This window comes from Deltaproteobacteria bacterium (assembly GCA_016180845.1).
Classification (GTDB): Bacteria; UBA10199; UBA10199; order JACPAL01; family JACPAL01; genus JACPAK01.
The window spans coordinates 66,801-93,076 of record JACPAK010000004.1; the positions used below are offsets into that span (position 1 = coordinate 66,801).

General features: G+C 50.4%; 29 protein-coding genes and 1 tRNA gene. 18 read left to right on the plus strand and 12 right to left on the minus strand.

Annotated elements, in window-relative coordinates; all coding sequences use genetic code 11:
• The first annotated feature begins 7 nt into the window (after positions 1-7).
• The 6 genes from sufC (at position 8) to grxD (ending at position 4,554) form a co-directional block, all read left to right on the plus strand.
• A complete protein-coding gene (gene sufC, locus HYT76_07310) occupies positions 8-769 on the plus strand; it encodes a Fe-S cluster assembly ATPase SufC (GenBank protein ID MBI2083364.1) in 762 nt (253 codons plus the stop codon).
• Entirely contained in the window at positions 766-2,079 is a 1,314-nt protein-coding gene (gene sufD, locus HYT76_07315) for a Fe-S cluster assembly protein SufD (protein MBI2083365.1), read from the plus strand. The genes sufC and sufD overlap by 4 nt, the downstream gene beginning before the upstream one ends.
• Positions 2,079-3,293, plus strand: a complete 1,215-nt coding sequence (locus tag HYT76_07320; protein ID MBI2083366.1) for a cysteine desulfurase — start codon at positions 2,079-2,081, stop codon at positions 3,291-3,293. The genes sufD and HYT76_07320 overlap by 1 nt, the downstream gene beginning before the upstream one ends.
• Positions 3,294-3,404: 111 nt before the next feature.
• Positions 3,405-3,881: an SUF system NifU family Fe-S cluster assembly protein gene (locus HYT76_07325; GenBank protein ID MBI2083367.1), complete on the plus strand. Its 477-nt coding sequence runs from the start codon at positions 3,405-3,407 to the stop codon at positions 3,879-3,881.
• Entirely contained in the window at positions 3,859-4,167 is a 309-nt protein-coding gene (locus tag HYT76_07330) for an SUF system Fe-S cluster assembly protein (GenBank protein ID MBI2083368.1), read from the plus strand. Before HYT76_07325 ends, HYT76_07330 begins: the two co-directional genes overlap by 23 nt.
• A gap of 78 nt (positions 4,168-4,245) precedes the next feature.
• On the plus strand, positions 4,246-4,554 hold the full coding sequence (gene grxD / locus HYT76_07335) for a Grx4 family monothiol glutaredoxin (protein MBI2083369.1): 309 nt from the start codon (positions 4,246-4,248) through the stop codon (positions 4,552-4,554).
• A 6-nt stretch (positions 4,555-4,560) separates the two neighbouring features.
• Here the strand turns inward: grxD and HYT76_07340 are convergent, their stop codons facing one another.
• Both HYT76_07340 and HYT76_07345 read right to left on the minus strand, forming a co-directional pair.
• A complete protein-coding gene (locus HYT76_07340) occupies positions 4,561-5,466 on the minus strand; it encodes a hypothetical protein (GenBank protein ID MBI2083370.1) in 906 nt (301 codons plus the stop codon).
• Between the two features lie 38 nt (positions 5,467-5,504).
• Positions 5,505-5,798 (minus strand): hypothetical protein, encoded by a 294-nt coding sequence (locus tag HYT76_07345; GenBank protein ID MBI2083371.1) that lies wholly within the window; start codon positions 5,796-5,798, stop codon positions 5,505-5,507.
• Positions 5,799-5,873: 75 nt separating this feature from the next.
• Here HYT76_07345 and HYT76_07350 point away from each other — a divergent pair, with 75 nt between their 5' ends.
• On the plus strand, positions 5,874-7,031 hold the full coding sequence (locus HYT76_07350; GenBank protein MBI2083372.1) for an aminotransferase class V-fold PLP-dependent enzyme: 1,158 nt from the start codon (positions 5,874-5,876) through the stop codon (positions 7,029-7,031).
• Here the strand turns inward: HYT76_07350 and HYT76_07355 are convergent.
• Positions 7,009-7,308: an MGMT family protein gene (locus HYT76_07355; GenBank protein MBI2083373.1), complete on the minus strand. Its 300-nt coding sequence runs from the start codon at positions 7,306-7,308 to the stop codon at positions 7,009-7,011. The genes HYT76_07350 and HYT76_07355 overlap by 23 nt on opposite strands.
• A gap of 203 nt (positions 7,309-7,511) precedes the next feature.
• Here HYT76_07355 and HYT76_07360 point away from each other — a divergent pair, with 203 nt between their 5' ends.
• From HYT76_07360 to HYT76_07370, 3 genes are read left to right on the plus strand one after another with little or no spacing between them, the layout of a single operon-like run.
• Positions 7,512-7,889 (plus strand): hypothetical protein, encoded by a 378-nt coding sequence (locus tag HYT76_07360; protein ID MBI2083374.1) that lies wholly within the window; start codon positions 7,512-7,514, stop codon positions 7,887-7,889.
• A gap of 7 nt (positions 7,890-7,896) precedes the next feature.
• Complete coding sequence (locus HYT76_07365) at positions 7,897-8,535, plus strand: hypothetical protein (protein MBI2083375.1); 639 nt, start codon at positions 7,897-7,899, stop codon at positions 8,533-8,535.
• On the plus strand, positions 8,417-10,669 hold the full coding sequence (locus tag HYT76_07370) for a DNA internalization-related competence protein ComEC/Rec2 (GenBank protein MBI2083376.1): 2,253 nt from the start codon (positions 8,417-8,419) through the stop codon (positions 10,667-10,669). Before HYT76_07365 ends, HYT76_07370 begins: the two co-directional genes overlap by 119 nt.
• Here the strand turns inward: HYT76_07370 and HYT76_07375 are convergent.
• The 3 genes from HYT76_07375 to HYT76_07385 form a co-directional block, all read right to left on the minus strand.
• Positions 10,639-10,962, minus strand: a complete 324-nt coding sequence (locus HYT76_07375) for a hypothetical protein (GenBank protein MBI2083377.1) — start codon at positions 10,960-10,962, stop codon at positions 10,639-10,641. The two genes, HYT76_07370 and HYT76_07375, sit on opposite strands and share 31 nt — an antisense overlap.
• Positions 10,959-11,414 (minus strand): peroxiredoxin, encoded by a 456-nt coding sequence (locus tag HYT76_07380; protein MBI2083378.1) that lies wholly within the window; start codon positions 11,412-11,414, stop codon positions 10,959-10,961. Before HYT76_07380 ends, HYT76_07375 begins: the two co-directional genes overlap by 4 nt.
• 1 nt (position 11,415) lies before the next feature.
• Positions 11,416-11,487: transfer RNA gene (locus tag HYT76_07385), tRNA-Val, on the minus strand.
• Positions 11,488-11,536: 49 nt separating this feature from the next.
• Between HYT76_07385 and HYT76_07390 the strand changes: the two genes are divergently transcribed.
• On the plus strand, positions 11,537-12,640 hold the full coding sequence (locus tag HYT76_07390; protein MBI2083379.1) for a hypothetical protein: 1,104 nt from the start codon (positions 11,537-11,539) through the stop codon (positions 12,638-12,640).
• Here HYT76_07390 and HYT76_07395 read toward each other — a convergent pair.
• Both HYT76_07395 and HYT76_07400 read right to left on the minus strand, forming a co-directional pair.
• Positions 12,597-12,785, minus strand: coding sequence for a hypothetical protein (locus HYT76_07395; protein MBI2083380.1), 189 nt, complete (start codon positions 12,783-12,785; stop codon positions 12,597-12,599). The two genes, HYT76_07390 and HYT76_07395, sit on opposite strands and share 44 nt — an antisense overlap.
• Positions 12,786-12,968: 183 nt before the next feature.
• Positions 12,969-14,039, minus strand: coding sequence for a hypothetical protein (locus HYT76_07400; protein MBI2083381.1), 1,071 nt, complete (start codon positions 14,037-14,039; stop codon positions 12,969-12,971).
• Between the two features lie 171 nt (positions 14,040-14,210).
• On the opposite strand from HYT76_07400, the gene HYT76_07405 reads away from it, so the two are divergent.
• Positions 14,211-15,905, plus strand: a complete 1,695-nt coding sequence (locus HYT76_07405; protein MBI2083382.1) for a pentapeptide repeat-containing protein — start codon at positions 14,211-14,213, stop codon at positions 15,903-15,905.
• Here HYT76_07405 and HYT76_07410 read toward each other — a convergent pair.
• Together HYT76_07410 and dacB are read right to left on the minus strand one after the other, a co-directional pair.
• Positions 15,898-17,100, minus strand: a complete 1,203-nt coding sequence (locus HYT76_07410; GenBank protein ID MBI2083383.1) for a transglycosylase SLT domain-containing protein — start codon at positions 17,098-17,100, stop codon at positions 15,898-15,900. The genes HYT76_07405 and HYT76_07410 overlap by 8 nt on opposite strands.
• Positions 17,097-18,503 carry a D-alanyl-D-alanine carboxypeptidase/D-alanyl-D-alanine-endopeptidase gene (gene dacB / locus HYT76_07415; protein MBI2083384.1) on the minus strand — a complete coding sequence of 469 codons (1,407 nt, stop codon included), beginning with the start codon at positions 18,501-18,503 and terminating at the stop codon, positions 17,097-17,099. The genes HYT76_07410 and dacB overlap by 4 nt, the downstream gene beginning before the upstream one ends.
• A gap of 27 nt (positions 18,504-18,530) precedes the next feature.
• On the opposite strand from dacB, the gene HYT76_07420 reads away from it, so the two are divergent.
• The 5 genes from HYT76_07420 to HYT76_07440 all read left to right on the plus strand — a co-directional run bounded on the left by HYT76_07420 (position 18,531) and on the right by HYT76_07440 (position 24,035).
• Positions 18,531-20,039, plus strand: a complete 1,509-nt coding sequence (locus HYT76_07420) for an ABC transporter substrate-binding protein (protein MBI2083385.1) — start codon at positions 18,531-18,533, stop codon at positions 20,037-20,039.
• Positions 20,036-20,959, plus strand: a complete 924-nt coding sequence (locus HYT76_07425; GenBank protein ID MBI2083386.1) for an ABC transporter permease — start codon at positions 20,036-20,038, stop codon at positions 20,957-20,959. The genes HYT76_07420 and HYT76_07425 overlap by 4 nt, the downstream gene beginning before the upstream one ends.
• Positions 20,956-21,759, plus strand: coding sequence for an ABC transporter permease (locus HYT76_07430; protein ID MBI2083387.1), 804 nt, complete (start codon positions 20,956-20,958; stop codon positions 21,757-21,759). Before HYT76_07425 ends, HYT76_07430 begins: the two co-directional genes overlap by 4 nt.
• Entirely contained in the window at positions 21,743-22,795 is a 1,053-nt protein-coding gene (gene nagZ / locus HYT76_07435) for a beta-N-acetylhexosaminidase (protein ID MBI2083388.1), read from the plus strand. Before HYT76_07430 ends, nagZ begins: the two co-directional genes overlap by 17 nt.
• Positions 22,796-22,997: 202 nt before the next feature.
• Positions 22,998-24,035: a hypothetical protein gene (locus HYT76_07440; GenBank protein ID MBI2083389.1), complete on the plus strand. Its 1,038-nt coding sequence runs from the start codon at positions 22,998-23,000 to the stop codon at positions 24,033-24,035.
• Here the strand turns inward: HYT76_07440 and HYT76_07445 are convergent.
• Positions 24,032-24,262 carry a glutaredoxin gene (locus tag HYT76_07445; GenBank protein ID MBI2083390.1) on the minus strand — a complete coding sequence of 77 codons (231 nt, stop codon included), beginning with the start codon at positions 24,260-24,262 and terminating at the stop codon, positions 24,032-24,034. The genes HYT76_07440 and HYT76_07445 overlap by 4 nt on opposite strands.
• A gap of 63 nt (positions 24,263-24,325) precedes the next feature.
• Between HYT76_07445 and HYT76_07450 the strand changes: the two genes are divergently transcribed.
• On the plus strand, positions 24,326-25,387 hold the full coding sequence (locus HYT76_07450; protein MBI2083391.1) for a DNA recombination protein RmuC: 1,062 nt from the start codon (positions 24,326-24,328) through the stop codon (positions 25,385-25,387).
• Here the strand turns inward: HYT76_07450 and HYT76_07455 are convergent, their stop codons facing one another.
• Positions 25,388-26,254 carry an NAD(+)/NADH kinase gene (locus HYT76_07455; GenBank protein MBI2083392.1) on the minus strand — a complete coding sequence of 289 codons (867 nt, stop codon included), beginning with the start codon at positions 26,252-26,254 and terminating at the stop codon, positions 25,388-25,390.
• Between the last annotated feature and the right edge of the window lie 22 nt (positions 26,255-26,276).

Below are 26,276 nucleotides of genomic sequence, written 5' to 3' on the forward strand. Positions count from 1 at the left end.
AATGACGATGCTCGAAATAAAAAATTTGCATGCACGAATCGGCCAGGATGAAATTCTTCAAGGAATCAATCTGAAGGTTCAGCCAGGAGAGGTTCATGCCATTATGGGACCCAACGCCTCCGGAAAGAGCACCCTCGCCAACGTCCTCGCCGGACGGGAAAGTTATGAGGTCACGAAGGGAGAGGTTCTTTATGAGGGGAAGAATCTCCTCAAGGTATCCCCGGAAGAAAGGGCTCGGGAGGGGATCTTCCTCGCCTTTCAATATCCTGTGGAGATCCCGGGAATCAGCAATGCCTACTTCCTCAAGGCGGCCCTGAATGCGATCCGAAAACATCGTGGTGAAGAGGAACTCGATGCGATGGAATTTCTGGCTCTGGCAAAGGAAAAGATGAAACTCCTTCAAATGGAGGATTCTCTCTTGAATCGTCCTGTGAACGAAGGATTCTCCGGTGGGGAAAAGAAGAGAAACGAGATCCTTCAGATGGCGATCCTCGATCCGAAACTGGCCATTTTGGATGAAACCGATTCCGGTCTGGATATCGATGCGTTGCGCATCGTCGCAAATGGCGTCAACACACTCCGAAATAAGAATCGAGCGATTATCATGGTCACCCATTACCAAAGGCTCCTGAATTATATTGTCCCTGACTTCGTTCATGTCCTCGCGGACGGTCGTATTGTTCATTCAGGAACCAAAGAGCTGGCTCATGAACTCGAGGCCAAAGGCTACAGCTGGCTCGAGAAGGAAAAAAAGACGGCGAACTTATGACGAATGAGATGACCCAAAAATATCTCTCTGATTTTGAAGGCGTGGGGACCACCCATCCCTTGTGGCTTCAGAAAATCCGGCACCAGGCGATGCGTCGGTTTGGTGAATTAGGTTTCCCAACAACGAGACAGGAAGAGTGGCGTTATACCTCGGTCGAACCGATCATCAAAAAAACATTCCGAACCCCGGAGACCTATCGCCCCGATGGTTTAAACCCCTCCGACCTCGATCCTTTGGGGTGCGGTGCGCTTGCCTCGATCCGACTCGTCTTCATCAATGGGCAATGGATGGAAAAATTCTCTCATCTGGAGGGAATCGATGGGATTCTTGTCTCATCTCTCGCAAATCAGCTTAAGGCAGGAGATGACCGTGTAAAAAACTCTCTCACCCGTTATGCACCTTATTCAGAAAACCCTTTCACGGCGCTGAATACCGCTTTTATCTCCGACGGGGCTTTTATTTTGCTGCCTAAAAACAGCCGTTTTGAAAAACCGATCGAAATCCTCTGGTACACCGACAGCAAGGACAACCCCCTGATGACACACCCTCGTCACCTTATTATCGCTGAAGAGGGGAGTGAGGCAACTATCCTGGAAAGTTATTTCGGGCAAGGATCCTACTTCACGAACGCGGTGACCGAAATTGTGCTGGGCGAAAATGCCACGCTTCATCATTATAAGTTGCAGCGAGAGGATGAAGAGGCCTTTCACCTCTCAACGATTCAGGCCTCCGAGGGTCAGGCAAGCCGTTTCACCTCTCATTCCCTTTCGATGGGGGGAAGAATCGCCCGAAACGAGATCCGCTCCTCGCTGAATGAAGAAGGGGCTGAATGTGTGCTGAATGGATTTTATCTGACTCAAGGAAATCAGCATGTCGATCATCATACCTTGATTGACCATATCAAACCGCATGGGACAAGCCTGGAGCTCTACAAGGGGATCCTCGATGGTCAATCAACAGCGGTCTTCGATGGAAATATCATCGTCCGCCCTCATGCGAATCAAACGAACGCGAGACAGACAAACAAAAATCTCCTGCTGTCCAACGATGCCCTCGTGAACACGAGACCGCTTCTGGAGATCCATAATGATGATGTCAAATGCAATCACGGGGCAACGATCGGTCGATTGGACGAGACACAGCTCTTCTATCTGCGTTCGCGAGGGATCGAAAATCAGGAGGCTCGAGCCCTACTGACCGCTGCATTTGCCCAGGAGGTCATTCAAGGGGTCAAGATCGACCCCCTGAAGGCCTATCTCGATCATGAACTTCGAAACCGGCTTAAGAATCGAAGACAGGAGGTGTCGTAATGTCCTGGGGTGATTGGTGGTACGATTTTCCTATCCTGCATCAAAAGGTTCGTGGCAAGCCACTCGTCTATCTGGATAGCGCCGCAACCTCCCAAAAACCGAAGGCAGTTCTCGAGGCGATGGAGCGATACTATCGTCAGGACAACGCCAATATTCACCGCGGGATCCACACCTTAAGCGAACGTGCCACTCAAGAGTATGAAAAAACCCGTACAAAAGTTCAGCATTTTCTGAATGCCCGTGAGAGTCGTGAAATTATCTTCGTCAGAGGGACAACAGAGGCGATTAACCTTGTGGCGCAAACATTCGGTCGTCAACAGGTCCATGCCGGCGATGAAGTCCTGATCTCTCACATGGAACACCACTCCAATATCGTCCCTTGGCAAATTCTCTGTGAGGAGGTCGGCGCGCATCTTAAAATTATTCCGATCACGGACGCCGGGGAACTCAGGATGGATGACTATGAAAAACTCCTCGGCCCGAGGACAAAACTGGTCTCGATTGCCCATGTCTCGAATGCGCTGGGAACGATTAACCCGGTCAAAGAGATTGTTCGTTTGGCCCACAAGAAAGAAATTCCGGTACTGATCGATGGAGCCCAGGCAGCACCGCATATGAAGGTAGACGTCCAGGATCTCGACTGTGACTTCTACACCTTTTCTGGGCACAAACTTTACGGACCGACCGGCGTCGGCGTCCTGTATGGGAAGGCTCAACTTTTGGAATCGATGCCTCCGTATCAAGGGGGGGGCGACATGATCAGCGCCGTGACATTTGAAAAAACCACCTACAATGTCATCCCGTACAAATTCGAGGCGGGGACCCCGCACATTGCGGGTGTCATTGGGCTCGGAACAGCGATCGATTACCTTGAGACCGTGGGCCTGCAAACTATTGAGACCTACGAGAAGAGTCTCCTGAAGTATGCGACAGAGGCACTCCTTTCTGTCCCGACCGTTAAAATTATCGGGACGGCGCGTGAAAAGGCGGCGGTGATTTCGTTCATCATGGATGATATTCACCCCCATGATATTGGGACGATCCTCGATCAGGAAGGGATCGCGATCCGGACAGGCCATCACTGTGCGATGCCGCTCATGGATCGTTTTCAGGTCCCCGCAACAGCGAGGATCTCATTCGCCCTTTATAATAAAAAAGAAGATATCGACGCCTTGATTAAAGGGCTTAAAAAGGTCGTGGAGGTGTTTGGGTGAATTATCAAATAACCAGCCCCAAAGGGGCGTTGAGGGGGAGGCTCCATCCCCGCCGTTTCCAAGGCGGGGTGGAGGGGGCGACGTGAGCCCCTACAAAGTTGAGGTGTTTGGATAATGTCTGAACTTTCTGGACTCTATCAAGAAGTGATTCTTGATCATAATCGCCAACCCCGAAATTTTCAAAAAATGGAGGGGGCCGATCGGATTCAGGAGGGATACAATCCTCTCTGTGGGGATCGTCTCACCCTCTTCGTCAAACTGGAGGGGGATCGGATCCAGAATATCAGTTTTGTCGGATCGGGATGCGCGATCTCGAAGGCCTCCAGTTCCTTGATGACCACCGTCGTGAAAGGAAAGGAGATCCAGGAGATCGAAAAACTCTTTAGTGGGTTTCATGACCTGGTCACCACCAAAACGACCTCAATCTCCCAAGAAAAACTGGGTAAGTTAGTCGTTTTTTCGGGCGTCTCTGAATTTCCAGCCAGGGTCAAGTGTGCTACACTCGCCTGGCATACGCTCCTCGCCGCGCTTCATGGGGAGAAGAAAATTGTTTCAACAGAAGAGGATGGGGATGGAACTCAAGGATGAAATTATTGAGGCGTTGAAGAACTGCTACGATCCTGAGATCCCGGTAAATATTTATGAACTGGGATTGATTTATGATATTCAGGTTGATGAATCGAAGGCTGTTGCAATCAAAATGACCTTGACCTCCCCTGCCTGTCCTGTGGCCGGTTCTCTGCCTCCGGAGGTTCAGAGAAAAGTAAAAGGGGTCACTGGAGTCACTGATGCGAAGGTTGATGTCGTCTGGGATCCGCCCTGGGGACCCCAGATGATGAGTGAGGCGGCAAGGTTGCAGTTGGGGATAGGGTAATCACCTCTCCCTCCGTCTCCCTCTCCTTATTAAGGAGAGGGAGAGTCAGAGGGTGAGGTCAAAAAAGGAGAAACAAACATGTCAGATGACCTGCATAAAAAAATCGAGGGGATCGTGAGATCAAACAAGATCGTGATCTTTATGAAAGGAACCCCAGAAGCACCACGATGTGGCTTCTCGAATCAGGCAGTCCAGGTCTTGAAAACACTGGGCCAACAGATCCATGCCGTCGATGTCCTTCAGGACGAACTTCTCTGGGATGCACTCGAGAAATACACCGAATGGCCGACGGTTCCTCAGATCTTTATCAACGGGGAATTTGTTGGAGGGTGTGATATCGTCACGGAACTCAATGAGCGTGGTGAGTTGGCCAAACTGGCAAAATAATTTCTACTAATTGGTGACCGTACAGCTTGTTGTAATGTCTTCTTCACAAACCCCGCTTGCACCGATGACCGGTGTTCCGTTCCCAACATTCGTCGTACAACTCACCCCTGAAATGGCGGTACGGGTCGTCTTCCTGACAGTCACCTGACAAGAGGTCTTTGTCACTGAAATCTTCTTGGTCCTTGCTGCGCTAAAGGTACACCCATTGATGGTGGTTTCTCCGAGAGAGTTTTCCCATGTTAAGACATTCCCAGATCTTGTGTACGTCACATTGGTGCTCCCCGTTCCTTCAACAAAAACGGAGGTGACCACTTGTGTCTCTGACTCGCTTGTCACCGTATCTGTGACTGTCACAAGCGGCGGAGGGCCAAACGGCCCAACCGGTGATTCAGGACAGGTCGTCGTGTAGCCCGACTCTACAATCCTCCATCCCAAGGGAAGCGTGCTGGCCGTTGTCGTCCCTCCATCATCATCACTCGAATCATTCGTCGTACTCGTAGTTACGCTTACGGAAAGTGTTGTATCGGAAATCTTCTTCGCCTTGGAATCGGCAATCCCCGAGGCAGAAAAGACACAGGTCGCCCCTTCCGGCAAACTGTTGTTGGGCACAAAACAACATTCATTATCGGCGATGTCATCACTATCGACCGAGGTGTGAATCACACCAGCAACTGCGGTATTATTGCAAACCAGTTTCAAAGTCTCCGTTGTGCAGGTCGAGGTATCGACCGACTTGTTAAAACTGACACAGAAAGTTGCGTTTTTACCGACGGAAGAATTCGATTCGATCGTGTTTCCTAGATCGTCCTGGAAATTATCGACAGTCGGATCTGCTGCAGCCTCTTCCGTCGTCCCAACACTCGAGGCACACCCGATACAAAAAAAGGCAAGGCTAACCCCCCAAATAAACAAGGAAATTTTAACTGTTTTACTACTGACCATCAAATCGATTACATCCTACCACGACCTTGAAACCTTTTCATCCGAAAAAAGTAGGCGAGGAAAACCACCCCACTAAAGAAGATCAGATTCATCGTGGCGAAGAGCTTGAAGATCCAATCGGTTGAAAAAAGGGCTAGGGGCTCCATCGCCACCATACAGAGGTAAACCCCTGTAACCCAAAGAAGACTAAGATCGGCAGAGGAGCGTCTCTGAATCATTCGAACGATCAAGGGGATATTAAAAAAGGGGAGGATCACAGAGGCGACAAGTCCGATTTTTTGCCACAAAACAATCTGACTCATAAGAAGTACTTCTCCTTATCTCATTATCAGCTCGTTGACAAATTGATCTAATAGAAGGATGGTCGGAAAGTTCTTATGTCTCTCAAACTCCCAATTTATCTGGATAATCACGCCACCACACCTGTTGACCCACGTGTCTTTGAGGTGATGAAACCTTATTTTACGGAAATCTTCGGGAACGCCGCCTCGAGTACGCACCCGTTTGGTTGGCAGGCAGAGGCAGCGGTCGAAAAGGCGCGCGAACAGGTCGCCGCTCTGATCAACTCAGAACCCAAAGAGATTATCTGGACAAGCGGCACGACCGAATCGATCAATCTCGCAGTCATCGGCGCTGCTCAACTCTATCGCTCTAAAGGAAATCATATGATTACCTGTGTCACGGAACACCGCTCCTCGCTCGGCCCCTCAAAATATCTCGAAACCCTTGGCTTCAAGGTCACCTTTCTCCCGGTTAATAAAGAAGGATGTCTGGATTTAGAAGAGCTCAGGAAGGCGATCAACTCTCAGACAATCCTTGTCTCCCTCATGGCGGCAAATAATGAAATCGGAACAGTCCATCCGATCGAAGAGATTGGCAAGATGACAAGGGAGAAAGGGATCCTTTTTCATGTCGACGCCGCGCAGGGGTGTGGTCGCATTCCTATCGATGTCCAGAAAATGGGGATCGACCTTCTTTCGATGTCGGCCCATAAGGTCTATGGGCCTAAGGGAACTGGGGCCCTCTACATCCGCAAAAAAAATCCCCATGTCCGTATCATGCCGATCCTCCACGGAGGGAGTCAGGAGGGGGAAATCCGTCCGGGAACCTTGGCGGTCCCGAATATTGTCGGGATGGGAAAGGCGTTCGAGATAGCCCGCCAGGAAATAACGGAGGAGTGCCAGCGCATCCTGAGATTTCGTGAAAAGCTAAAGGACGGACTCATGAAAAACCTCGATAACGTCTACCTGAACGGACACCCAACCCAGCGGTTAGCAGGAAATCTGAACTTGAGTTTCCCCCCATTGCGATCAAGCGATATCATGTCAAACCTCCGGGATGTCGCCGTTTCCTCAGGCTCCGCCTGCGCCTCAGGATCCTTCGAACCTTCTTATGTCCTGAAGGCGCTTGGTGTCGGCGATGAAAGGGGTCGATCTTCTATCCGTTTCGGTATCGGCCGATTCAATACGGAAGAAGAGATCGATTACGCGATTCAGGCGGTTACAGAGACAGTCAAGAAACTTCGTTCAGTTTAATTCCTTCCTTAGCAAGCAGTCGTCTCTTTTTTCTCGCTCCCCCTCGACCACTATACCCCCCAATCCCATTCGAAGCGACAATACGATGACATGGCACATGGGGGGCTAAGGGATTTTTGCCAAGCGCATTTCCGACAGCCCGGCAGGCCTTCGGACTTCCAATTGTTTTGGCAAGCCACCCATAAGTCCTCACCTCTCCTCGAGGAATCTCCAAAAGCGCCCTCCAAACCCTCTTCTGGAACGGAGATGCCTTCTGTTTTAGAATGAGCCCGATCATTTTTCCCTTCCCCTTCATCCCCCCTCCTTATCAGTTTGATTGTATCAAAATGAGAAAATTATCAGTTTGAGAATCGCGTTAAAAATTGACAAAATAAAAAAATCGTTTTAAATCAAATGGTTATAAATTTTGCGGCATTGCCTCTAATTGGCATACGAAATGCATTTTCTTCCCAGTGAAGGAGTTAATTAAAAGGAGATCCGGTGTCAATAAACTCGAATGAACCGAAGCTGGAAAGATTAAACGACATCAAAGAAAAATTGTCACAAAAGGGGCCTGCCCCTTCCGGGCCAGAACGTCCCTCTCCACTTTCTTCAGTAGATCAACTCATGAGTTTTGGACAAAAAATCACCTATACCTTTATGCATGAGAAAGAGGTCGGCTCTATTCACTTCGATAAGGCGCGTCATGAGATTTATTACAAAGGACATAACCTTAAAAATATGGAAGTCGAGTCGGAGCATCTCAAGATGTTGGAGCAGATGAGGGTTGTCCTCAAATCTGATTCGAAAGGAAAACGTTTCGCCGAGGCGTATAGTCAGACCTTAGACAAATTGATCCTGCGAAAAAAGAAGTCCTAGGGGTCAAATGTCACGAACGCGTGATATCAGCTCTAAAGGCCGCGTTAGTCGCCCTCTAGGGCGACCGAGTTATCCTGCCCCACTGCCTGGTCTCGATCGAGACCTTACCTACTACCGGGAAGGGATGCGATGGAGTTTTTCCGGTGGGAAAATTCTGCTGGACGGTTACGATGTCAACGAATTGATCTCCAACCCGAATGCGGAGATCGGGATGTGGTTGGGGATCGCCGGTGGTCTTGATGACTATCGAAAAAAAGTAGTCAAGGAGGCAAGGGATCACAATCAGTTTGTCAGGTTCGAGGCTGTCATCGAAGCGCTTCTGGGAAAGGTCTTTGGACGTCTCAAAAAGGTTTACGATGAAAAAACAAGCGGCATCACCTGGTCAATGGAAAAAGGACAATTTATTCTAAACGGCATCAATGTCCGTTCCTTTCTTGCCCTTTATCGTGTAAAGAGGACCGAGAAGGCGAGAAGGTTTCTGGAGGGGTTGAAGACCAAATTAGCACTGATTCTTAGAAATCCTGACCATGAGAAGATTCGGAAAACGGTTGAAGAGCTTTACGAGGAAATCACTGAAGAGCTTAAGTCTGGGTCGCCCTCTTCTCCCACTCGCACTCTGCCTGCTCCTCCTCATTTGGGCCGCTGACCGATACCTCCCCCACCCCTTCCCGAAAGAGCTTCAAAAATTTCTTGGCGAAAAACAGACGTACGAAACAGTTGTCCTGTCGGCTCCAAAACAGGCCCGATCCGGATTTCGCATTGAAACAAACCTTGCCCTCTTGACCCTTGAGACCGAATCGGAACAGGACTTCCAGAGGGTTCAGGGTCTCAGACAGGGAGACACAATCTCCTTCACGACACGCCTGAAGCGACCCAACTGGTATAAAAATCCGGGCGGATTTAACTATCGACGATTCCTGGAGAGGAAAGGGATCTATCTGACGGGATATGTCCCGGCTGAAAAATGGCGGATTCAGAAAAAAGAAGCCTCTTCACTCTTCTCGTTAGATCCACTGCGCCGTGAGCTCAAGAAAACGATTGATGCCGGGATTTCACCTCCAGCCAACAGCCTCCTCAAATCCCTTCTGGTCGGAGACACCTCGGGATTGACACCCGAAATCTGGGAAGACTTCCGAATCACCGGAACAGCACACCTTCTCGCCATCTCGGGCCAACATATCGCCATCATCGCAGCGATCTGTTTTGCCTTGTTCTCCTGGCTCTTAAAACGCTCTCCACGATTGATACTCGCCTTTTCTGTCAGAAAACTGGCGTTGCTCCTGACCATCATCCCTGTCATCGTTTATATCTTGCTTGCCGGCTCCCCTCCTTCCGCTGTTCGGGCAGGGCTCATGTTTTTCGCCACTGTCCTCGCCTTTTCTCTAAAAAGGGATCTGGACCTCCTCTCATCCATCGCCTTCGCAGCGATCATGATCACTCTCTTTGATTTCTCAGCCCCTTTTAGTCTCTCCTTTCAACTTTCTTTCCTCGCCGTTCTCTCGATGGTCCTTTTTCTTCCCCCTTTTCAGCAGAAGGCGCCTCGTTTGCTTCTCCCCCTTCTGGTGACAATTGCCGCGACACTAGGCACTGCTCCTTTAGCCGCCTATCATTTCCACCTGCTCCCGATCAGCGGTGTTCTCATGAATCTCTGGGCAGTCCCTTTCGTTGGATTTCTCCTCCCTTTAAGTGGAGCCTCCCTTTTCTTGATCTTGCTTTTGCCTCCGTTAGGAATGCTACTTCTTCCCCTTCTGGAAAAGCTCTCCCTCCTCTTTCTGGGACTACTGCACCGTTCCGCTTCCTGGTCCTTCGCCTATGAGGTTTACCCAACCGAAACGACCATTCTTCTGGTTTATCTCCTCCTCGCCCTCTTTCTAACGATCCTTTATAAAAAATGGATCCGATCATTCGCCCTCATCTCCATAGGACTTCTCCTCATGATCGGACTCAAACCACTCCTTTCTTCCCAAGATACCCTCAAGGTGACCTTCATCGATGTCGGTCAGGGGGACGCTGCACTGATCGAATCCCCTGAGGGACAGACGATCTTGATCGATGGAGGGGGATTTTTGATCCCCGATCAGAAGAATCTGTTCGATGTCGGACGAGAGGTTGTTGTCCCCTTCCTGAAGAGAAAAGGGGTTAAGAAAATTGATCTCATGATCCTCTCCCATCCGCATCCAGACCACTACGGAGGACTGGCCGCAGTCGTCGAGTCTTTTCCTATCGATGAATTCTGGTGGAATGGTCAGAAATTCCTCGATGAAAGCTTTGATCTCCTCATGAAGGCTTTGGAAAAGAATCAAACGAAAATTCAAAAGGTCAGCGCCCCCTTCGTTCGAGACATCGGTCCACTTCAATTCTCCATGATTCATCCAGAAAAAATTGACCGTTCTCAAAACATCAACAACAACTGCCTCGCCGTTCGAGCGACCTTCAAGGATGTCAGTTTCTTTTTTGCCGGTGATATTGAAAAGGATGCCGAAGAGGAAATTATTCGTAAAGGAATAAAAATTGAATCAACCGTCCTGAAGATCCCCCACCATGGGAGTCGAACCTCCAGTTCGGTCCCTTTCATCGACACGGTAAAACCACGATATGGCGTGGTGAGCCTCTCTGAAGGAAACCACTTTGGCTTCCCTCACCCCGGTATCTTGGAAAAATATGAGCGGCGTGATGTTCAACTCTTCCGAACAGATAGAAATGGTGCCGTAACCTTTGAATCCGATGGCAAGAAAATCGAGGTGAAGCGCTATCTCTTTCCCAAATTCTCCCAGGACTGATACCGCCACCCCAAGGCTTTCCTCTGAAGTGTTACACGAACGCGATACACCGAACTCCCTTCAGCGAGGTAGGTAAACGCCTCGACGGAGGCGAGATTCTTCTGGATCTCTTCGATATGATCGATCTCAACCTTCTCGACCTTGTAGCGTCCGAAATCGGTCTCCTTGTATTTCTTTCCGTACTTCTTGAAGTGCTTGGTGACCACTCTTTCGGCGGTATGAGGAGACGGGAGCCGACCCCCACAAGCGGTCAATATAAAAAGGCAAACACCGTAAAGAAAAAATCTCTTCATGGATTCCCCCTCAAAACCTTTTTCGCCTCTTGGATATGCCGTTCCACCTGAAATTGGGAAGAGAAAATATGTCGAACGATCCCATCTGGATCGATCACATAGGTCACACGTCCTGGCAGAAATCCAAGGGTCGACGAAACCCCAAAAAGTTTGCGCACCTTTCCTCCCTCATCGCTCAAGAGAATAAAGGGGAGTCGGTATTTTGAGGCAAAATTTTTGTGGGAATCAACTGAGTCCGAACTCACGCCAATCACCTCGGCCCCAATCCCTTTAAATTCCTCATACGCATCGCGAAAGGTACAGGCCTCCTTCGTACAGCCGGGCGTCTCATCCTTCGGATAAAAGAAAAGGACGACCGCGGAACGACCCTTGAAATCCGCCAACCGGATTTTTCTCCCCTCCTGATTTTTTAATTCAAAATCAGGGACACTGTCTCCTATCTGAATTGCCATATGGGCGCCGCTGGGATCGGACCAGCGACCTCTTCCGTGTGAAGGAAGCGCTCTACCACTGAGCTAGGCGCCCGGGGAATTTTCCTTTCGAAAATTCTGATCTGTCGTATAACGACTGAAGCATGAAACTTCAAATCCTTTTCTCCACCCTGACCCTCTTCATGCCGATCTGTCTTTTGGCTGAAGCGGATTCGATAAAATGGTCCATCACCGATCCTCAAGTCTATGACCTCCATCTCCCGCAAAATCTCTTTCTGGGAAAACTTGGTTCAAACAAAAATCAGAAAACCTGCCACACCCAAGGACTCGCGATCACGGATTCCGAAATAGGGATCAGTTGCTGCCTCTATGATCCCAATAACAGAAAAGAGAGGACCTACCAGAACGAGGCCTATCTTCTTTCTACGGACTTGAAACCACTCCTCTCCGGGTCAACCCGAAGACCAAAATGGAGGCTAGAAAAAATAACCGAGTTTGCACCTCTCGAAGAGAGTGAGCGGATCTCAAAATCGGTGCTTGAGAAAAATGGGAGATTCGATCCCAAGCGAGACCGCTTCCCGATGGGTCATCCATCCGGAATTGCGTTGGATGAAGATTCAAAAAAACTGATGCTCGCCTTGAGTGTCTATGGCCCACGCGGCTACTCACGACTCAAACAATTCAATCTCGAATCACAATCCTGGGACAAAAAATCTTACGACATCCCGGATCACCTCGGAGCGGTTGTTCCCTTGCCAAAAGATCTTATTGTAGGGCCGACATGGGGCAGCCATGAATTTATCGTTCTCGACAGGAAAAGTGGAGAATGGAGAAAATATCCGAATCGTCTCCCCGAGCAGGTTGACTATCAGGAATGCGAGGCGCTGGAGAAACGGATTTTTATCTGTAGTGGAAACCTGATCGACAGGGAATGGCTCGTAAAACGTCGCATTGGGAAAATCCATCTCATTGAACTTATCGGTGCCCATTTTGATTCCTTCCAATTCGAGCTAAAAGGAGAGATCAAAGGAGACTTGGGGGTTCGCGAATTCAGCTACCAGGAAGGCGAGGAGGTCGTTGAGAAACGACAAAACCGCTATGGCACCTATTGGATCCCACTGACTCTACCCAATGAGGGACTCTCTTTAAGCCCTGATCAAAAATTTATCTATTTTCTTCCTGAAGATATTCCGGGAGGGAGGCTTATTCGCTATCGTCTGATCCATCCCTCTTCTTCCGACCAATAAAGGTACGGGTCGTGATCTCAAGGAAGTCGATGAACTGATACTGTTTCCGACTGATCGCCTTCAGAAAAACCTTAAAGGTCCCCAGCAGGCCGTAGATCGAGAAGACTTCCCTTGGATTCAAGAAAAGGTCTTTGGTTTTAATCACCCCGACGATCATAAAGGCTCCTACCCAGTTAGAAAGCAACCTTCGTGCCAAAATTTCAAAGCGCACGATCTTTTCTAACCATTTGATTTAAAAGTAATTTTAAATATGGTGTTTCAGGGATGGGGCCTTGGAGACCCCAGAAGGTGTCAAAAATTCACCACCCCGGTATCAATTTGATAACAATTAGCGGTGGTCAAATGGGAGTGTCACCAAAAACGCCTCAAACCCCTTATGGGGAAGTCGATAAACAGCCTCCTCCCCTGTCTGAACCCAGGTCTTACGAAAACATTCAAGCGTCCTTCCAGAACGTGTATCTTCGCGTACCAGGATAGAACCGTTGAGAAAAGAATTTGTTCCAAAAGGTTTGTGTCCGAAGGAGACCTTCCACCATCCTGGGACAGGGGTCGAAAGATAGGATTGAAAAGGGTCTATTTCCGTGTCCCAGCCAACCCCATTCATGTCGACCTCCCTCACGCCATAAGTGTAAGCCCTTCCTTTCCCCCGCCTGGCGAGTCGCGTGACCGCCGATACAGGATGTCCCGTCACTCCCCGAACGGAAGGATTAAGAAAAATAACCCCACCTCTTTCAAGCGCAATAAAGCTCTCCGTGCCCGGAGCGGTCATCAGCATCGCGAGTCTTTCGGCAAGCCAACAATGATCAGTGCCGGCCCGCTTCCCGTCCCACAAGGTTTGGTTGTCGATCAAAAATCGGTGCCACGGAGTTCCTACCCCAAAAACCACCTGTCCCCCTTCTCCCCCGACATCCACAAATGACAGGGAGATGGAGCCATCGGCACGAGGGAGAAACCTCACAGTTTCTGCACGCGCCTTGTAGCTGAATCGAAGGGTTGGTGCCTCTGTGATGACCTCGGTTAGTGGTTCCGGAGCGAGCATTTTTGAATGAGAACCGGTCATGACCTTTTCAATCTGATAGACCCCATCCTCTCCGCGTCTGAATGCGGTCAAGAGCTCGGTCTCATGGAGCGTGACCGGGCTGTGGAATCGCCTTGCAGACACATTCCATCTGACAGCAGAGAGAAAGCGGACCAGGACTCCTCCCCCAACAAGCCTTAAGGTTGCGTAAATCCCCAGAGAGAAAACAGAGACAGCGAGTAAACCCTTACCTATTTGACAGAACTCAGGTGAAAGATAGTGATCAATGCCTGACCTGTCTTGAATAGGATCAGGGGCACCTTGAATTGGAGTCAACCGGCTGGTGGAAAAAAGATATCCCGTAGTTTCTCTCAGTGCCATTTCTTGCGGAAAGATCGGTTGTTTCAATGTGGAGTTGCTATAAAGACACTTGAAAGCTCCATTTTCAGAGCAACAAGCTCTTAACAGAGGTCGAAGTTTCCAACAGTGATCCACCAGCTCTCATCAGCAGGAGTTGCCACGTTGAGGCCACCCCCGATCGGGTTGTCAGTAATGCCGAAGGCGCTGCCGTTCGTCGGGAGTGCATTTCTCGTTGCCACCGCCGGAGTGGCATTCCAACGTATAATCGATGGAAATACCCAACAAAGAGCTGATGAAAATACACCTGACCTCCTTCTGCTAGCAGGTAGTCTCATCGGTCTCATTGTGCTGAGTGTCATCACACGTAAGGCTCCTCCCGCCTCTTCAACCCCTCCCGCTTTATCTCCCGCCAGAATACTGATGGCCTCTCCGACCCCCGGCAGTCCCCTCCGAACCAATCAACAAATTTTTCAGTCGGCAATCGTCCGGTACTCCACGACTAAGCGCACTACCAACTGGAATTTCGATTTCGTCGATGCCCTTATTCAAGAGCAGGCACGAACCAGAAAGATCCTGCAGGATGGCGAATGGAAGGTGATCATCGACATGACAGGCATCGATGGGAGTAACCTCCAGCTCAAGCATATCGATTTCTGGAAAAAGGGGTACATCCTCGACTTCACCGGATCCAATTTTGACAAACTCAATCTGACGGAATGTGACTTCACCCGATGCATCCTCGACGGGGTCAAGATGCGCGGGATCGATTTTTCGGCGACCAAATTCATGCGATGCCAATTTGGGAAACGGGCCGAGATCAAGGGAAAGATCTGGGGGAGTTCCCGATTCGAGGAATGTCTGTTCCAGCAAGGCACAACCCTCGATGGATCGACGTTTGAGAATGTGCAGTTTGTCCGCTGCCGCTTTCGTGGGGTCACGCTCCGCTCTTGTCTCTTTGATAAGGTCGATTTTGAATGGCGCCCCTCTCTCAATGAGTACGACGCCCTGCAACCGGATTTTAATGGGGTCATCTTTGATCGAAGCGAGTTCAAGAGCGGATCCTTCGATCTGATTACGGCGGTTGAAACCAGCTTCCGGGGATGCCGGTTTGATACATTTGAATTTAAAAGACTTCGTTTTAACGGCGTGACTTTCGATTCGTTCCCCAGCACCGAAAAAAACTGGGAGACCATATTTGACAGCTGTGGCCTCGGCGAAAATTCACGATTGACACAATGTGAACTTCGCCGCGTGCGATTTCGGAATAGTTTGATCATCGGGGGTAAACACCCTAATATTTTCGAACATTGCGATTTCTCGGAAAGCCGGTTTGAACCCGGAACCGACCCTGTATTTTTTCTCCTTCATATCACCGGTTCTCATTTTAAAAAGTGTCGCCTCAATCGTGTTTTTATCGATCCTCGCTACCAATTTGGTGATCCAGATGATGTTAAGGCCAAGGTGATCTTTGAATCTTCTGACCTCTCGGAATCGATCCTCTCCGCAATCATAGACCGTCAATGGGTGGGGGCGACGCTTGGACCAGAATTGGTTGAATTCCGCGGATGGAATCTCTTTAAGAGAGCGATCTGGAGATTTGTGCAGATGGCTGATCCAAACCGTGTCGGGTCGAAAATTGAGGGGGATTTCACGGAGGCCTATCTCACAGGGGGCGACTTTTACATGAGGGATTTTGGAAGATCAATTCTCGACACAACCCACCTCGAAAGAAGTCGGTGCCAAAGTGTACGATTCAGAGGGTGTCAAAAATTGAAAAAAGCAATTGTCAGTGACCAAACTGCGCTCTACCGTGCCGAACTCCCACGCGATGTCCGCTACTCCCCGATTGGAAAGATCGGGGCAAAACAAGGTGCAGTTTTTAATTAAGATTGGCCAAGGTCCGTCCCTTCGGAACACGGATCTTCGCGCCTACCGGAAGTTTCATCCCTTCTAGAAAAACGCGCGACTCATACGCGGGATTGAGAAACTGGATCTCGAGCAGTGACGAGCCACTGAGTTCCGCCACCTGCAAAAAAGTCACACTGACCGGCAGGGTCACTTGATCGAATTCAAGGACCGGTTCTTTCTCGAGGGACCCAAAATAACGCTCCCGATTTTCATAAACATGATAGGCAGCCAAAAACGAAGGGTAGAAATTCCGGGAGGCGAAACCAAAACCATCGCTTCGGTAACGTTTGATGATCGTTCCGATATCGGTTGTCCCTACCGTATGAACCGCCTTCTTCACATGACCGGTCCCGGTATTATAAGAGGTGATTGCGAGGGGCCAACTCCCGACCTCTTCCATATTCTTGAGGAGGAGCCGTGCCGCCGCGTGAGTGGAGACGATCGGGTCGTAACGTTCATCAATCCAGTGATCGACCTTGATAAAACGCCTCGCGGTCCCCGGAAGAAACTGCCAGAGCCCACCTGCCCCTACCTTTGAACGGGCCCGTTCCTGAAACATTGATTCGACGAAGACAAGTCGCGTGATCTCCTGGGGAACCCCGTAAGAGACAAAAATCTCCTCGAAGAGAGGCAGATATCTTCCGGAGACCCTTACCGCCTGAATAAATTTGTCTTTAAGTCCGGTTTGACTTCGGACACGATCAGCATGCTCCTCATCGAGACGCTCCTGCAACAATCGAGTCGCCTCCAGAACCCGTGACTCCCGACTCTTCATCTTTTCCTTTTCCGGCAAATTATTGAGATCTTTAAGATCGATCACCCCATAAATGACCGAGAGATCCTCGGCATCATGCAAAACCACCTGGTCTGAATCATAAACCGCGTAGATCTTCCGCCAAAAATCAACCGCCGCCTCCAAGGCAGCGGGGACGGAGAAATCAGCCGAGGTAATGAGCGGAAGGGGCTCGATTGAAATGGAGGTCTGGGATCTAAGTGGTGTAGGTCCCTCCTGAACCGGCTCCTCGATCTCGGCAATAATAACTTCTTTGGAAGGAAGGGGATTTGGGAAACGGGACTGAAGAACCCCGCCCAAATTTGCAAAAAGAAACCACAGACCGGTGATCAGACCACCGGCGACCAAAAGACTTCCCCAATTTTTCCGTCCCGAAGTCATCGAACTGCCCTCATCGCGTGAACTTCCTTATAGACCGCCTCCAGAATCTTCTCCTCTGCCCTCTGAATTCGGTGGGGGGAGGCTGAAAAATCATTGAAGAGAAAGGCAAAGGCGACCGGCTCTTCCTCCACAAAAAGATACCCGGCCAGCGATACGACCTGATTTAAGGAACCGGTCTTTCCAAAAACCTTTCCCTTAAGCATCCCCCTAAACCTGCGTCTGAGAGTACCATCAATTCCCCCAACACTCAAGGATGAGATTGCCTCTTCACGCCACCGCTTCTGGTAAAGTTCGCGAAGCACAGCAATGATCTGGTTCGAAGAGAGCCTGGACAGCTTCGAAAGACCCGAACCATTTTCAACATAGTAATTGTTCGAAACCCCAAGGGAGGCGAGATACTCGGCAGCGGCCCGACTCCCCTTGTCCAAAACACCGGGAGGACCGTACCGCGCAGCGCCCAGGGCGAGAAAGAGCTGTTCCGCCACAAAATTGTTTGAAAGCTTCCCCATCGCCCGCATCAGCGTCGGCAAAGGGGCGGAGAGATGTTGCAAGACAGGCTTGGCCGCAATCGGCACCGGCTCCCTCCGGATATGTCCGCCAAAACTGATTCCTGCCCGCTCCATCGCCTCCCGAATTACGGTTCCGGTATAGAGGGTCGGCTCTGAGACCGCCTGCCGGAAACTCGCACCGCGAGACCGAAGCGGCACACGCCCCTCGACAATCAGCCTCTGTCCCTGGACTTCGAGGGAGGAGGAGACACTGGCCCTCCTTCCATCAGTTTTCGTCTGATTGACGACAGAGAAATACTGCGTCTCGGGTTTAAGTTGAATCAGCGCAGGAACCCCACGATGGCTGGCCGGCCGAACAAAAATCTCTACCGTATTAAAATTAAAAGAAAGCGGACCGGTCACCACACGATACACCTTTTCCGATTCGTCGGAAAAATAGGTGACGGGATGATCATGATTAAAAAAGGTATCATCAATCAAAAAATCCCCCTCCACCTTCGTCCATCCTTTTGATTGAATGGTCTGGATCAACATCTCCAACTCTTCGGTAACAAAAAGGGGATTGCCGTACCCCTTCACCCAGAGATGGTGAAAAACCCCCTCGGCCTTCTCCTGATCGGTATAAAACTCTGTGCGAAACTGATAGTCAGGACCCAAAATCTGAAGCGCAGCGGCGGCGGTCACTAATTTCGAGACCGAGGCGGGATTCAACAGGCGATCAGGATCCTTTTCATAGAGAATCGCCCCATCAGAGAGCCGGATGATCTGCATCGAAACCTTCGCCGATAACAACCGCTGATGTTGAAGGATCTCGTCAATCTTCTGGGAAAGGGTTGCCGCCTCTGCGGTGGCCGCTAGAAAAAACAGGAGCAGGGCAAATTTAACTCGAATCAACGTGGTCACTGTGATACCGAAAAATTTGTGCGCATTTTCTCTTCTTTACCACTATTTTTATTTCTTTTCATTATTTCCTGTTCCCCCTCCATCAAAACACCGTCCGATACCATCGTGATCGGTATCGAGGCAGCCCCCAAGACACCCAATGACCCCCGCCTCTCGATGGCGGATGCCTACTCCTCAAAGATTTCCGACCTGATTTTCAATGGCCTTTTCCGGATCAATGAACGGATGGAGGTGATCCCTGACCTCGTGAAGTCGTATCAGTTGATCCAGCCAACCCTCTACCGTTTTCACCTCAAATCAGGTGTCGTCTTTCATGACGGCCGCCCCTTGACCGCCAACGACGTCAAGAAAACGATCGAGGCGATCCTCGATCCGACACTCGCCTCTCCGCATCGAAGTCTGCTCTCGAAAATCGAGGCGATTCATGTTTTAAATGACCTTTCTCTTGAGATCAAATTGGCAGAGCCTTTCGCCCCCCTCCCCGACGCCCTCCGATTAGGAATCCTCCCGGACGGGAAAGATATCGGTATCGGAACAGGCCCCTATAAGATTGAAAAATTTATCCCGGCGGAAGGGATTACTCTCACACGAAACGAAAACTATTTCGGAGAAAAACCGCGAATGGCCCGCCTTCATTTTAAGGTGATCCCCGATGACAACGTGCGTGTGCTGGAGCTTCTCAGCGGACAGGTCGATTTTCTACAAAACAACATCCCCTATCTGATGGTTGATTATCTCAGAAAAAAACCGGCGCTTCAGGTCGCTGTCACGAACGGTGTCAATTTTACCTACCTGGGAATGAATCTGAATCAGGAGCCACTCAATAAACAGGAGGTGCGAGAGGCGATCGCGCATGCGATCGATGTCCCGAGCATCATCCGTTATCGATTTGGGGACCTCGCCACTCCGGCGACAGGGATCCTGCCACCAATCCATTGGGCCTACGAAGGCAACGTCAAAAAATATCCCTACAATCCACCACTGGCCCGCAAGCTTCTCGATCAGGCAGGATACCGAGACCCTGACGGTGTCGGTCCCAAATCCCGTTTTTCCTTCACCTACAAAACATCGACGAATCGTGAGAGGATCGGACTCGCACGATTGATCGCGCGTTATCTCAAGGAGGTCGGGATTGGGGTCCATATCTTGCCTTTTGAGTGGGGGACATTCTTTCATGATATCCAGACCGGTAATTTTCAGCTCTACTCGCTAACCTGGGTCCGAATCACCGAGCCGGATATCTATCATTATATCTTTCATTCATCCCAAACCCCGCCAAACGGTGCCAACCGCGGATCTTATAAAAATGAATCGATCGATCGACTCACCACGGAGGCCCGCAAGACACTCGATCTCCCAAAAAGACACGAGCTCTATTCCTATACTCAAAAAGTCATCGCACAGGAGATTCCCTATATTAACCTCTGGTATGAGAAAAATGTGGCGGTCTTTCAGAAAAATCTGAGAGGGGTCCGATTGCGGCCCGATGCCGGGTTTGAGATTTTTACTGAAGTCTATAAAGAATGATGGCCTATCTTCTCAGACGCCTCTTGCTTCTGATCCCCACCCTCTTTTTCGTCTCCTCTCTTGTCTTTTTTCTGATCCACCTTGTCCCGGGAGATCCTGTCGACCTGATCCTTGGGGAACAGGCCTTATCTGTGGATAAAGAAGCCTTTCGCCAGATGCTCCATCTCGATCGGCCTCTTGGGGAGCAATACCTGCTCTTTTTTAAACAACTGTTTCAGGGGGATCTGGGGGTTTCTCTTTTCGACCGTCGGGCAGTTGCCGACATTCTTTTCGAGCGTTTTCCTGCGAGCCTCGAACTCGCCCTCACTTCACTGGGGATCGCCCTCCTGATGTCTCTTTCCCTTGGAGTCTTTGCCGCGATCCGAAAAGATACCCCTTGGGATCGGGGGGCCCTCCTTTTCTCACTCCTCGGAATCTCCATCCCCTCTTTTTGGCTTGGCCCCCTTTTGATCCTCTTTTTCTCTATCTTTCTCTCACTGCTCCCGGTCTCGGGTCGTAGCAACATCGCAAGCCTGATCCTCCCCTCACTGACACTTGGGACAGGCATGGCAGCGCTCCTGACCCGAATGACACGATCGTCACTTCTCGAAACGCTTCAGGAGGATTACGTCCGAACCGCCCGGGCCAAGGGAGTTCCCGAAAAAAGAGTGATCCTCCGGCATGCCTTGCGAAATGCCCTGAATCCTGTCGTGACGATTATTGGTCTGCAATTCGGATCGGTCCTGACGGGGGCTATTGTCACAGAAAAAATCTTCGCCTGGCCCGGTGTCGGATCCCTGCTCGTGCTCGCCATCGAACGACGCGACTACCCCGTGCTGCAGGGTTGTATCCTCCTGATCGCCGTTACCTATTGTTTGGTGAATTTGATGACCGACCTCTTTTACTCAAAACTCGATCCGCGAATCAGGTATAGCGCATGAAAGGAAGGCTTTTCAAATTCGGTTGTCTCGTGATTGGGGTTGCCGTCGTCCTGGCGATCACAGCGCCGTTTCTCGTCGGAGATATTCATCACTTTACCCTTGAGAAACGTCTCCAGCCCCCTTCCCCCCAACACCTGCTGGGTCTGGATCTCGATGGGCGAGATCTCTTGGGGTTAATCCTCTACGGCACGAAACTCTCTCTCACAGTAAGCCTGGCGACTGTCTTTCTGAGCGGACTCTTCGGAAGTCTCGCGGGAATCATCGCCGGCACCCTCGGTGGTCGCTGGGATTCTTTCTTCATCTTTGTCACCGACACGGTCCTTTCATTCCCCTCTCTGCTTTTGATCATCGCGCTTGCCGCCTTTCAGAGAGAAAGCTCGGCCGCAACAGTCATCCTGATCCTGTCAGCAGTCGGGTGGGTCAGCTATGCCCGGATCGCGCGCGGGCAGGTTTTATCATTAAAAGAAAGGGAGTTCATCCTCGCCGCACAAGCGATCGGTGTCCCTTTTCGAAGACTCTGTCTCAGACATCTCCTGCCCAACATGATCGGTCCACTTCTCGTGAATGCGACTTTTGCAATGGGAGGGGTGATCCTCGCCGAATCGACACTCTCCTTCTTGGGCTTGGGACTCCCGCCCGATATCCCTTCGTGGGGACGCCTGCTCGACCAGGGGGTTCAATATCTCTTGATCGCACCTCACCTCGCAATTTTCCCTGGCCTCGCGATGGCGCTGTTGATACTGGCGTTTAATGTAGTCGGTGAAGGGTTAAGAGATTACTTTGATGTTAAAGAAAATTAGCCAACTTTTTATTTGGGGTTTTAGCGGCACCCGAGTTTCTCGGGATCTCAAGAAGGCCCTGCTCCAATACCCACCTGCCGGTCTGATCCTGTTCAAGCGAAACATCGAGTCCCCTCGTCAACTCCGTCATCTGACCAGTGAACTCCAGTCACTCTCCGAAAAACCGCTCCTGATCGGAATCGACCAGGAGGGGGGGCGTGTCAGCCGACTCCCGGAACCCTTTACGCAATACCCCCCCGCGGCAACCTGGGGAGAAATTTATCAAAGGATGGGACACCGTGAGGGACAGAATTTTCTCCGGAGGATTGGACGCTATCTGGGACGCGAGCTAAAATCGGCCGGGATCAATCTCGACTTCGCCCCTGTCCTGGATGTCGACTCAAATCCGAAAAATCCAATCATTGGGGATCGCGCCTTCTCCACCAATCCGAATATTGTGATTAAAACAACGATCCCCTTTTTCAAGGGGCTCCTGGATTCCGGAGTCATCCCTTGCGGAAAACATTTTCCAGGGCACGGAGACACGATGACCGATTCACATCTCACACTCCCTGTCGTGAAAAAAACCAAAGCCGCTTTGGAAAAAACCGAGCTCGCTCCATTTCGAGCCGCAATTCAAGCGAAGATCCCGATGCTCATGACCGCCCATGTCGTCTACCCTGCCTTGGATCCAAAAAATCCCGCGACCCTTTCGCGAAAAATCCTGACAAATTTTCTCCGAAAAAAATTACGGTTCAAAGGGATCGTGATCTCGGACGATCTGGATATGAAGGCGATTGCGAATCGATACTCGCTGACGGAGGCCTCCTCTCTGGCCTTCAACGCCGGTGTCGATCTCATTTTGATCTGCAAGGACTTTGAAAAAAGGGGATCAATTGTTGAAGGGCTTGCTAAAGAAGCAGAGAAGGGCCCAACACTGAGGGCGAGGCTTGCCGAGAGTCTTGGTCGAATTACTAATCCCATAGGGGTGGGTCCTGTCTTAAGGTTCCGCCCACCCGTGCTCACCCGTTGCGCGCGGGCGGGCGCCCGACCTTAAGCCACCCACCCCAGAACGTTAATAAAGTTCCCGATCAGGGGTCTTAAAACCCCATTTTCCCTGTTATCCACAAGAGAACTCAACGGATTTTATGTAAAACAATAACGATTTCATGGCTTTAAAATGGTGCCTGGTACCACCCTTTAGGCACCGGAATTGCAAAACAAAGGGTTGGAGGACCCTCATTTAGGGAGAGGAGTGTATGGCAGACCCGATTAAAGAACGGCTAGAACGAAGAAATGAACAACATGATCTCATTCGAGAGCAGGTTGAGATTGAGACCCTTCGAGATGGATCTCAACAGGCAGCGACTGTTCGAAACCGCGATGTAGCACGTTCTCAGGATGCGGCAAAAACGAGGGTGGATCTCACAAGGGTTTCTGAATCAACTCGTTCCGATACTCCGAAAACTGACAAGGCTGCACCCACTGAAAAACCTCCCGAAAAACCACCGACCGGATTCAAAATCGCGGATGGCCGAGATCTCGAGAAGCTCATGGCGGGTCGTCCGCAACCGAAGGCACCGCCCGCTGAAGCGGCTCAGACTCGACGGGCCGATGCAAGGGCTGAGACACGAGCCCCACGTCCCGCAGCGGAAACCTCGAGACCCCCTGGCGCCACACGAATTGCCGAGGGACGCGCGGTCCAAGGAAGACGAGAAGCGGCAATTACCGAGCGTCCGAGAAATGATCAAATTCCACGAGAGCAGCTCCGCCCTGGAAACCAAAAACCTCTAACAACAGCCCAAAGACAAGGTTTAGTGGCCCAGATGCGGGCTTATATGGCAAAGCTTCTCAGACCCAGTAAGCCAGCCTCTGCTGACGGTATGAAAAATCTCCATGCAGGTGTGGCTCACAAAAAAGCTGCCGGCGGCCTTCCCCTCTCAAAAACAGGCCCTCTTCCGAAAGGGACCTCTTCTCCAACATCCGGCTCTCCCGCCCTCGCCTCAAAAGGACCCTTCACCGCAGAAGCAAGGGATAAATCTCCTGTTATTGAAGCAGGAAAGATCCTGGCCTTTGACGGACAAGCGGGAGATGCAGAAACCCAAGCCCAAGTCTGTGACCGGCGTGATGCCTTCTGTCGATTGGGCGCCGGAGAATCACCTCTCGTCTTTGATGCAGGGGCCTGGCATGAGGTCCAGCAGGAAAGAAGCCGGCCGATTCAGGTTCGAATTGCCAATAATGGAAACGCCGATCACCGGAGGGTCGAGGCGCTCCGAGGTCGACAAGCGAAGACTTAAAGTTTTCCTTGCTGATCCAGTTTCTTCAGCTCTTCAAAACCACCGATCAGTTTCCCATCAATAAAAATCTGCGGCACCGTCTTCCATCCGGTCTTCTCGACCAAGGCATCAAACTCCTCGTCCGCTGAGACGTCAATCTCCTCAAAGGGAAGTTTTTTACTCGTGAGCAGATCCTTCGCGGCGCGACAGTAGGAGCAATAGTGAGCGGTATAAACCTTGATTTTCATTTCAATAAAAACATAAGAGTTTCTGATTGCTTTCACAAGGGGACAAAATTAAGATCGCCACTAATGTCCCTTTTGATTGTCTCGATCCTTCTTTCAGGTCTTGTCCTGGTAACGCTTCTGGGCATTCTATTCCGACGTCGTGATCCGACATCACTTCTTTTGAAACAAGAGATCGATCATCTGCGCCAAACCCAGGAGTCAAACTCAAAACAGGTCAGTGATCAACTTGGCAAACTAACAGGTGAAATCGGACTCCGGCTCGAGGAAAGCCTCAAACATTTTCGAGAGGCGAACAAACATGTCGGTGACCGGCTTGATAACGCCGCTCGTGTTGTGGGCGAGGTCCAGAACCGGCTTGGAAAATTAGAGGTGGCGACCGAACAGATCCATGCCGTCGGTCGGGATATCGCCACGCTGCAGGAATCGCTGCGATCCCCGAAATTCCGTGGAGGTTTTGGAGAATTCACGTTGGAGACGATCCTCTCCCAAATCCTTCCGGGAGAATTCTTTACACTTCAATATCGTTATAAAAGTGGAGAGATCGTTGATGCCGTGATTCAGACGAAAGAAGGCCTGATCCCGGTCGACTCAAAATTTCCACTCCCGAATTTTAAAAGAATTATCGAGGCGCCAACCGACGAAGAAAAAAAATCAGCGCGTAAGGATTTCGTCCGTGACGTTCGGAAACATGTCGATGACATCGTTAAATACATACGTCCTGAGGAAGGGACACTCCCCTTCGCCCTTATGTATATCCCCGCGGAGAATGTTTATTACGAAACAATAATCAAGGAAGACGAGGTCGGGAGCGAATTTCTGGATTATGCGCAGAAGAAACGCGTCTTTCCCGTCTCACCGAACAGTTTCTACGCCTACCTCCAGACGATCGCGATTGGACTCCGTGGAATGAAGATCGAAGAATGGGCAAAGACAATCGATGCCAATTTGCAGAGCCTGAAACAGGACCTCGGTCGTTTCGTCGAGGAGTTTTCGCAAGTCGGTGGACATCTCAAAAATCTCCGACTGAAATACGAATCGGCCGAGAAACGTCTCGAGCGTTTCCAGGACGACCTCACCACCCTCGAGGTTCCCACCGAAAATAAAAAACTGCTGAAGACCGCCTGATCACCACACGGCGTACAGAGGCTGGTTCGATTGGCAGACGGTAAATTTCTCTCCGCGACGGAGCGGAAACATCAGGTGCGGCCCATCGACATAAATCGCCGCCTCGTCCATCATGGAAAGAATCTTTATTTCCTGAGCAGGGCTAACAATCCTTTTAAGCAACCGATACCGATTCCCAAAAGGTTGATAAGGTTCGCGGACGACAAATTGAAATTTTTTTGAGGTCACTGGAAGGACGCGACCCCCTGCCGAATGGATCGCTGCTGTTGAGCCCGGAGCCGGAGCGATCCAGATACCGGAGGATTTTTGTTCCTCCTCGATACGACCGATACTCAAAAGATAGCGCGTTGTCCCCGCCGGATGGCAATTGGTAAACAGAATATCGTTGAGTACAAGAGGCACCCTCTCTCCCCGAGGGAGCCGCACCAAAAGACGTGCAAGCCTTTGGAGACGAAATTTGCCCCGAAGGATCGCCATCATTTTCTGTCTGAAATTTTTACGATACGTACGACAATAATAACCAACCGATTGGGAGGGAGCGGAGTTAATCCCCATCAGGAGTTGATCACTCACATAGTGAGAGGCCTCGAGGAATGTCCCATCCCCTCCGATCGTCAAAATCAGGTTATATCCTAGAACCTCCTTCAGATAATATCTTTGTCGAATGACAAACGGAATCCCGAGAGAAGCAAGATCCTCCTGAACCTGCCAAAAGGTCTCGAGATGTTCCTGATGGATCTTCTTCGATCCCCCGATCGCCACACTCCTCTCACGAACGAGCCTCAAGTAGTTGGGATCTTTTTCCTGAAGCGCATGCTCCTCGTAGGAGCTCTTTTTGTAAACGATAAGGACTTTCTTAATTTTCATGAATTGCTATATACAGATCGAA

Coding starts and splice junctions, on each gene's coding strand:
- sufC (MBI2083364.1), top strand. CDS start 8: ATGCTCGAAATAAAAAATTTGCATGCACGAATCGGCCAGGATGAAATT.
- sufD (MBI2083365.1), top strand. CDS start 766: ATGACGAATGAGATGACCCAAAAATATCTCTCTGATTTTGAAGGCGTG.
- HYT76_07320 (MBI2083366.1), top strand. CDS start 2,079: ATGTCCTGGGGTGATTGGTGGTACGATTTTCCTATCCTGCATCAAAAG.
- HYT76_07330 (MBI2083368.1), top strand. CDS start 3,859: ATGGGGATGGAACTCAAGGATGAAATTATTGAGGCGTTGAAGAACTGC.
- grxD (MBI2083369.1), top strand. CDS start 4,246: ATGTCAGATGACCTGCATAAAAAAATCGAGGGGATCGTGAGATCAAAC.
- HYT76_07345 (MBI2083371.1), bottom strand. CDS start 5,798: ATGAGTCAGATTGTTTTGTGGCAAAAAATCGGACTTGTCGCCTCTGTG.
- HYT76_07350 (MBI2083372.1), top strand. CDS start 5,874: ATGTCTCTCAAACTCCCAATTTATCTGGATAATCACGCCACCACACCT.
- HYT76_07355 (MBI2083373.1), bottom strand. CDS start 7,308: ATGATCGGGCTCATTCTAAAACAGAAGGCATCTCCGTTCCAGAAGAGG.
- HYT76_07365 (MBI2083375.1), top strand. CDS start 7,897: ATGTCACGAACGCGTGATATCAGCTCTAAAGGCCGCGTTAGTCGCCCT.
- HYT76_07370 (MBI2083376.1), top strand. CDS start 8,417: ATGAGAAGATTCGGAAAACGGTTGAAGAGCTTTACGAGGAAATCACTG.
- HYT76_07375 (MBI2083377.1), bottom strand. CDS start 10,962: ATGAAGAGATTTTTTCTTTACGGTGTTTGCCTTTTTATATTGACCGCT.
- HYT76_07380 (MBI2083378.1), bottom strand. CDS start 11,414: ATGGCAATTCAGATAGGAGACAGTGTCCCTGATTTTGAATTAAAAAAT.
- HYT76_07390 (MBI2083379.1), top strand. CDS start 11,537: ATGAAACTTCAAATCCTTTTCTCCACCCTGACCCTCTTCATGCCGATC.
- HYT76_07400 (MBI2083381.1), bottom strand. CDS start 14,039: ATGGCACTGAGAGAAACTACGGGATATCTTTTTTCCACCAGCCGGTTG.
- HYT76_07405 (MBI2083382.1), top strand. CDS start 14,211: ATGCCGAAGGCGCTGCCGTTCGTCGGGAGTGCATTTCTCGTTGCCACC.
- HYT76_07410 (MBI2083383.1), bottom strand. CDS start 17,100: ATGACTTCGGGACGGAAAAATTGGGGAAGTCTTTTGGTCGCCGGTGGT.
- HYT76_07425 (MBI2083386.1), top strand. CDS start 20,036: ATGATGGCCTATCTTCTCAGACGCCTCTTGCTTCTGATCCCCACCCTC.
- HYT76_07430 (MBI2083387.1), top strand. CDS start 20,956: ATGAAAGGAAGGCTTTTCAAATTCGGTTGTCTCGTGATTGGGGTTGCC.
- nagZ (MBI2083388.1), top strand. CDS start 21,743: ATGTTAAAGAAAATTAGCCAACTTTTTATTTGGGGTTTTAGCGGCACC.
- HYT76_07440 (MBI2083389.1), top strand. CDS start 22,998: ATGGCAGACCCGATTAAAGAACGGCTAGAACGAAGAAATGAACAACAT.
- HYT76_07445 (MBI2083390.1), bottom strand. CDS start 24,262: ATGAAAATCAAGGTTTATACCGCTCACTATTGCTCCTACTGTCGCGCC.
- HYT76_07450 (MBI2083391.1), top strand. CDS start 24,326: ATGTCCCTTTTGATTGTCTCGATCCTTCTTTCAGGTCTTGTCCTGGTA.
- HYT76_07455 (MBI2083392.1), bottom strand. CDS start 26,254: ATGAAAATTAAGAAAGTCCTTATCGTTTACAAAAAGAGCTCCTACGAG.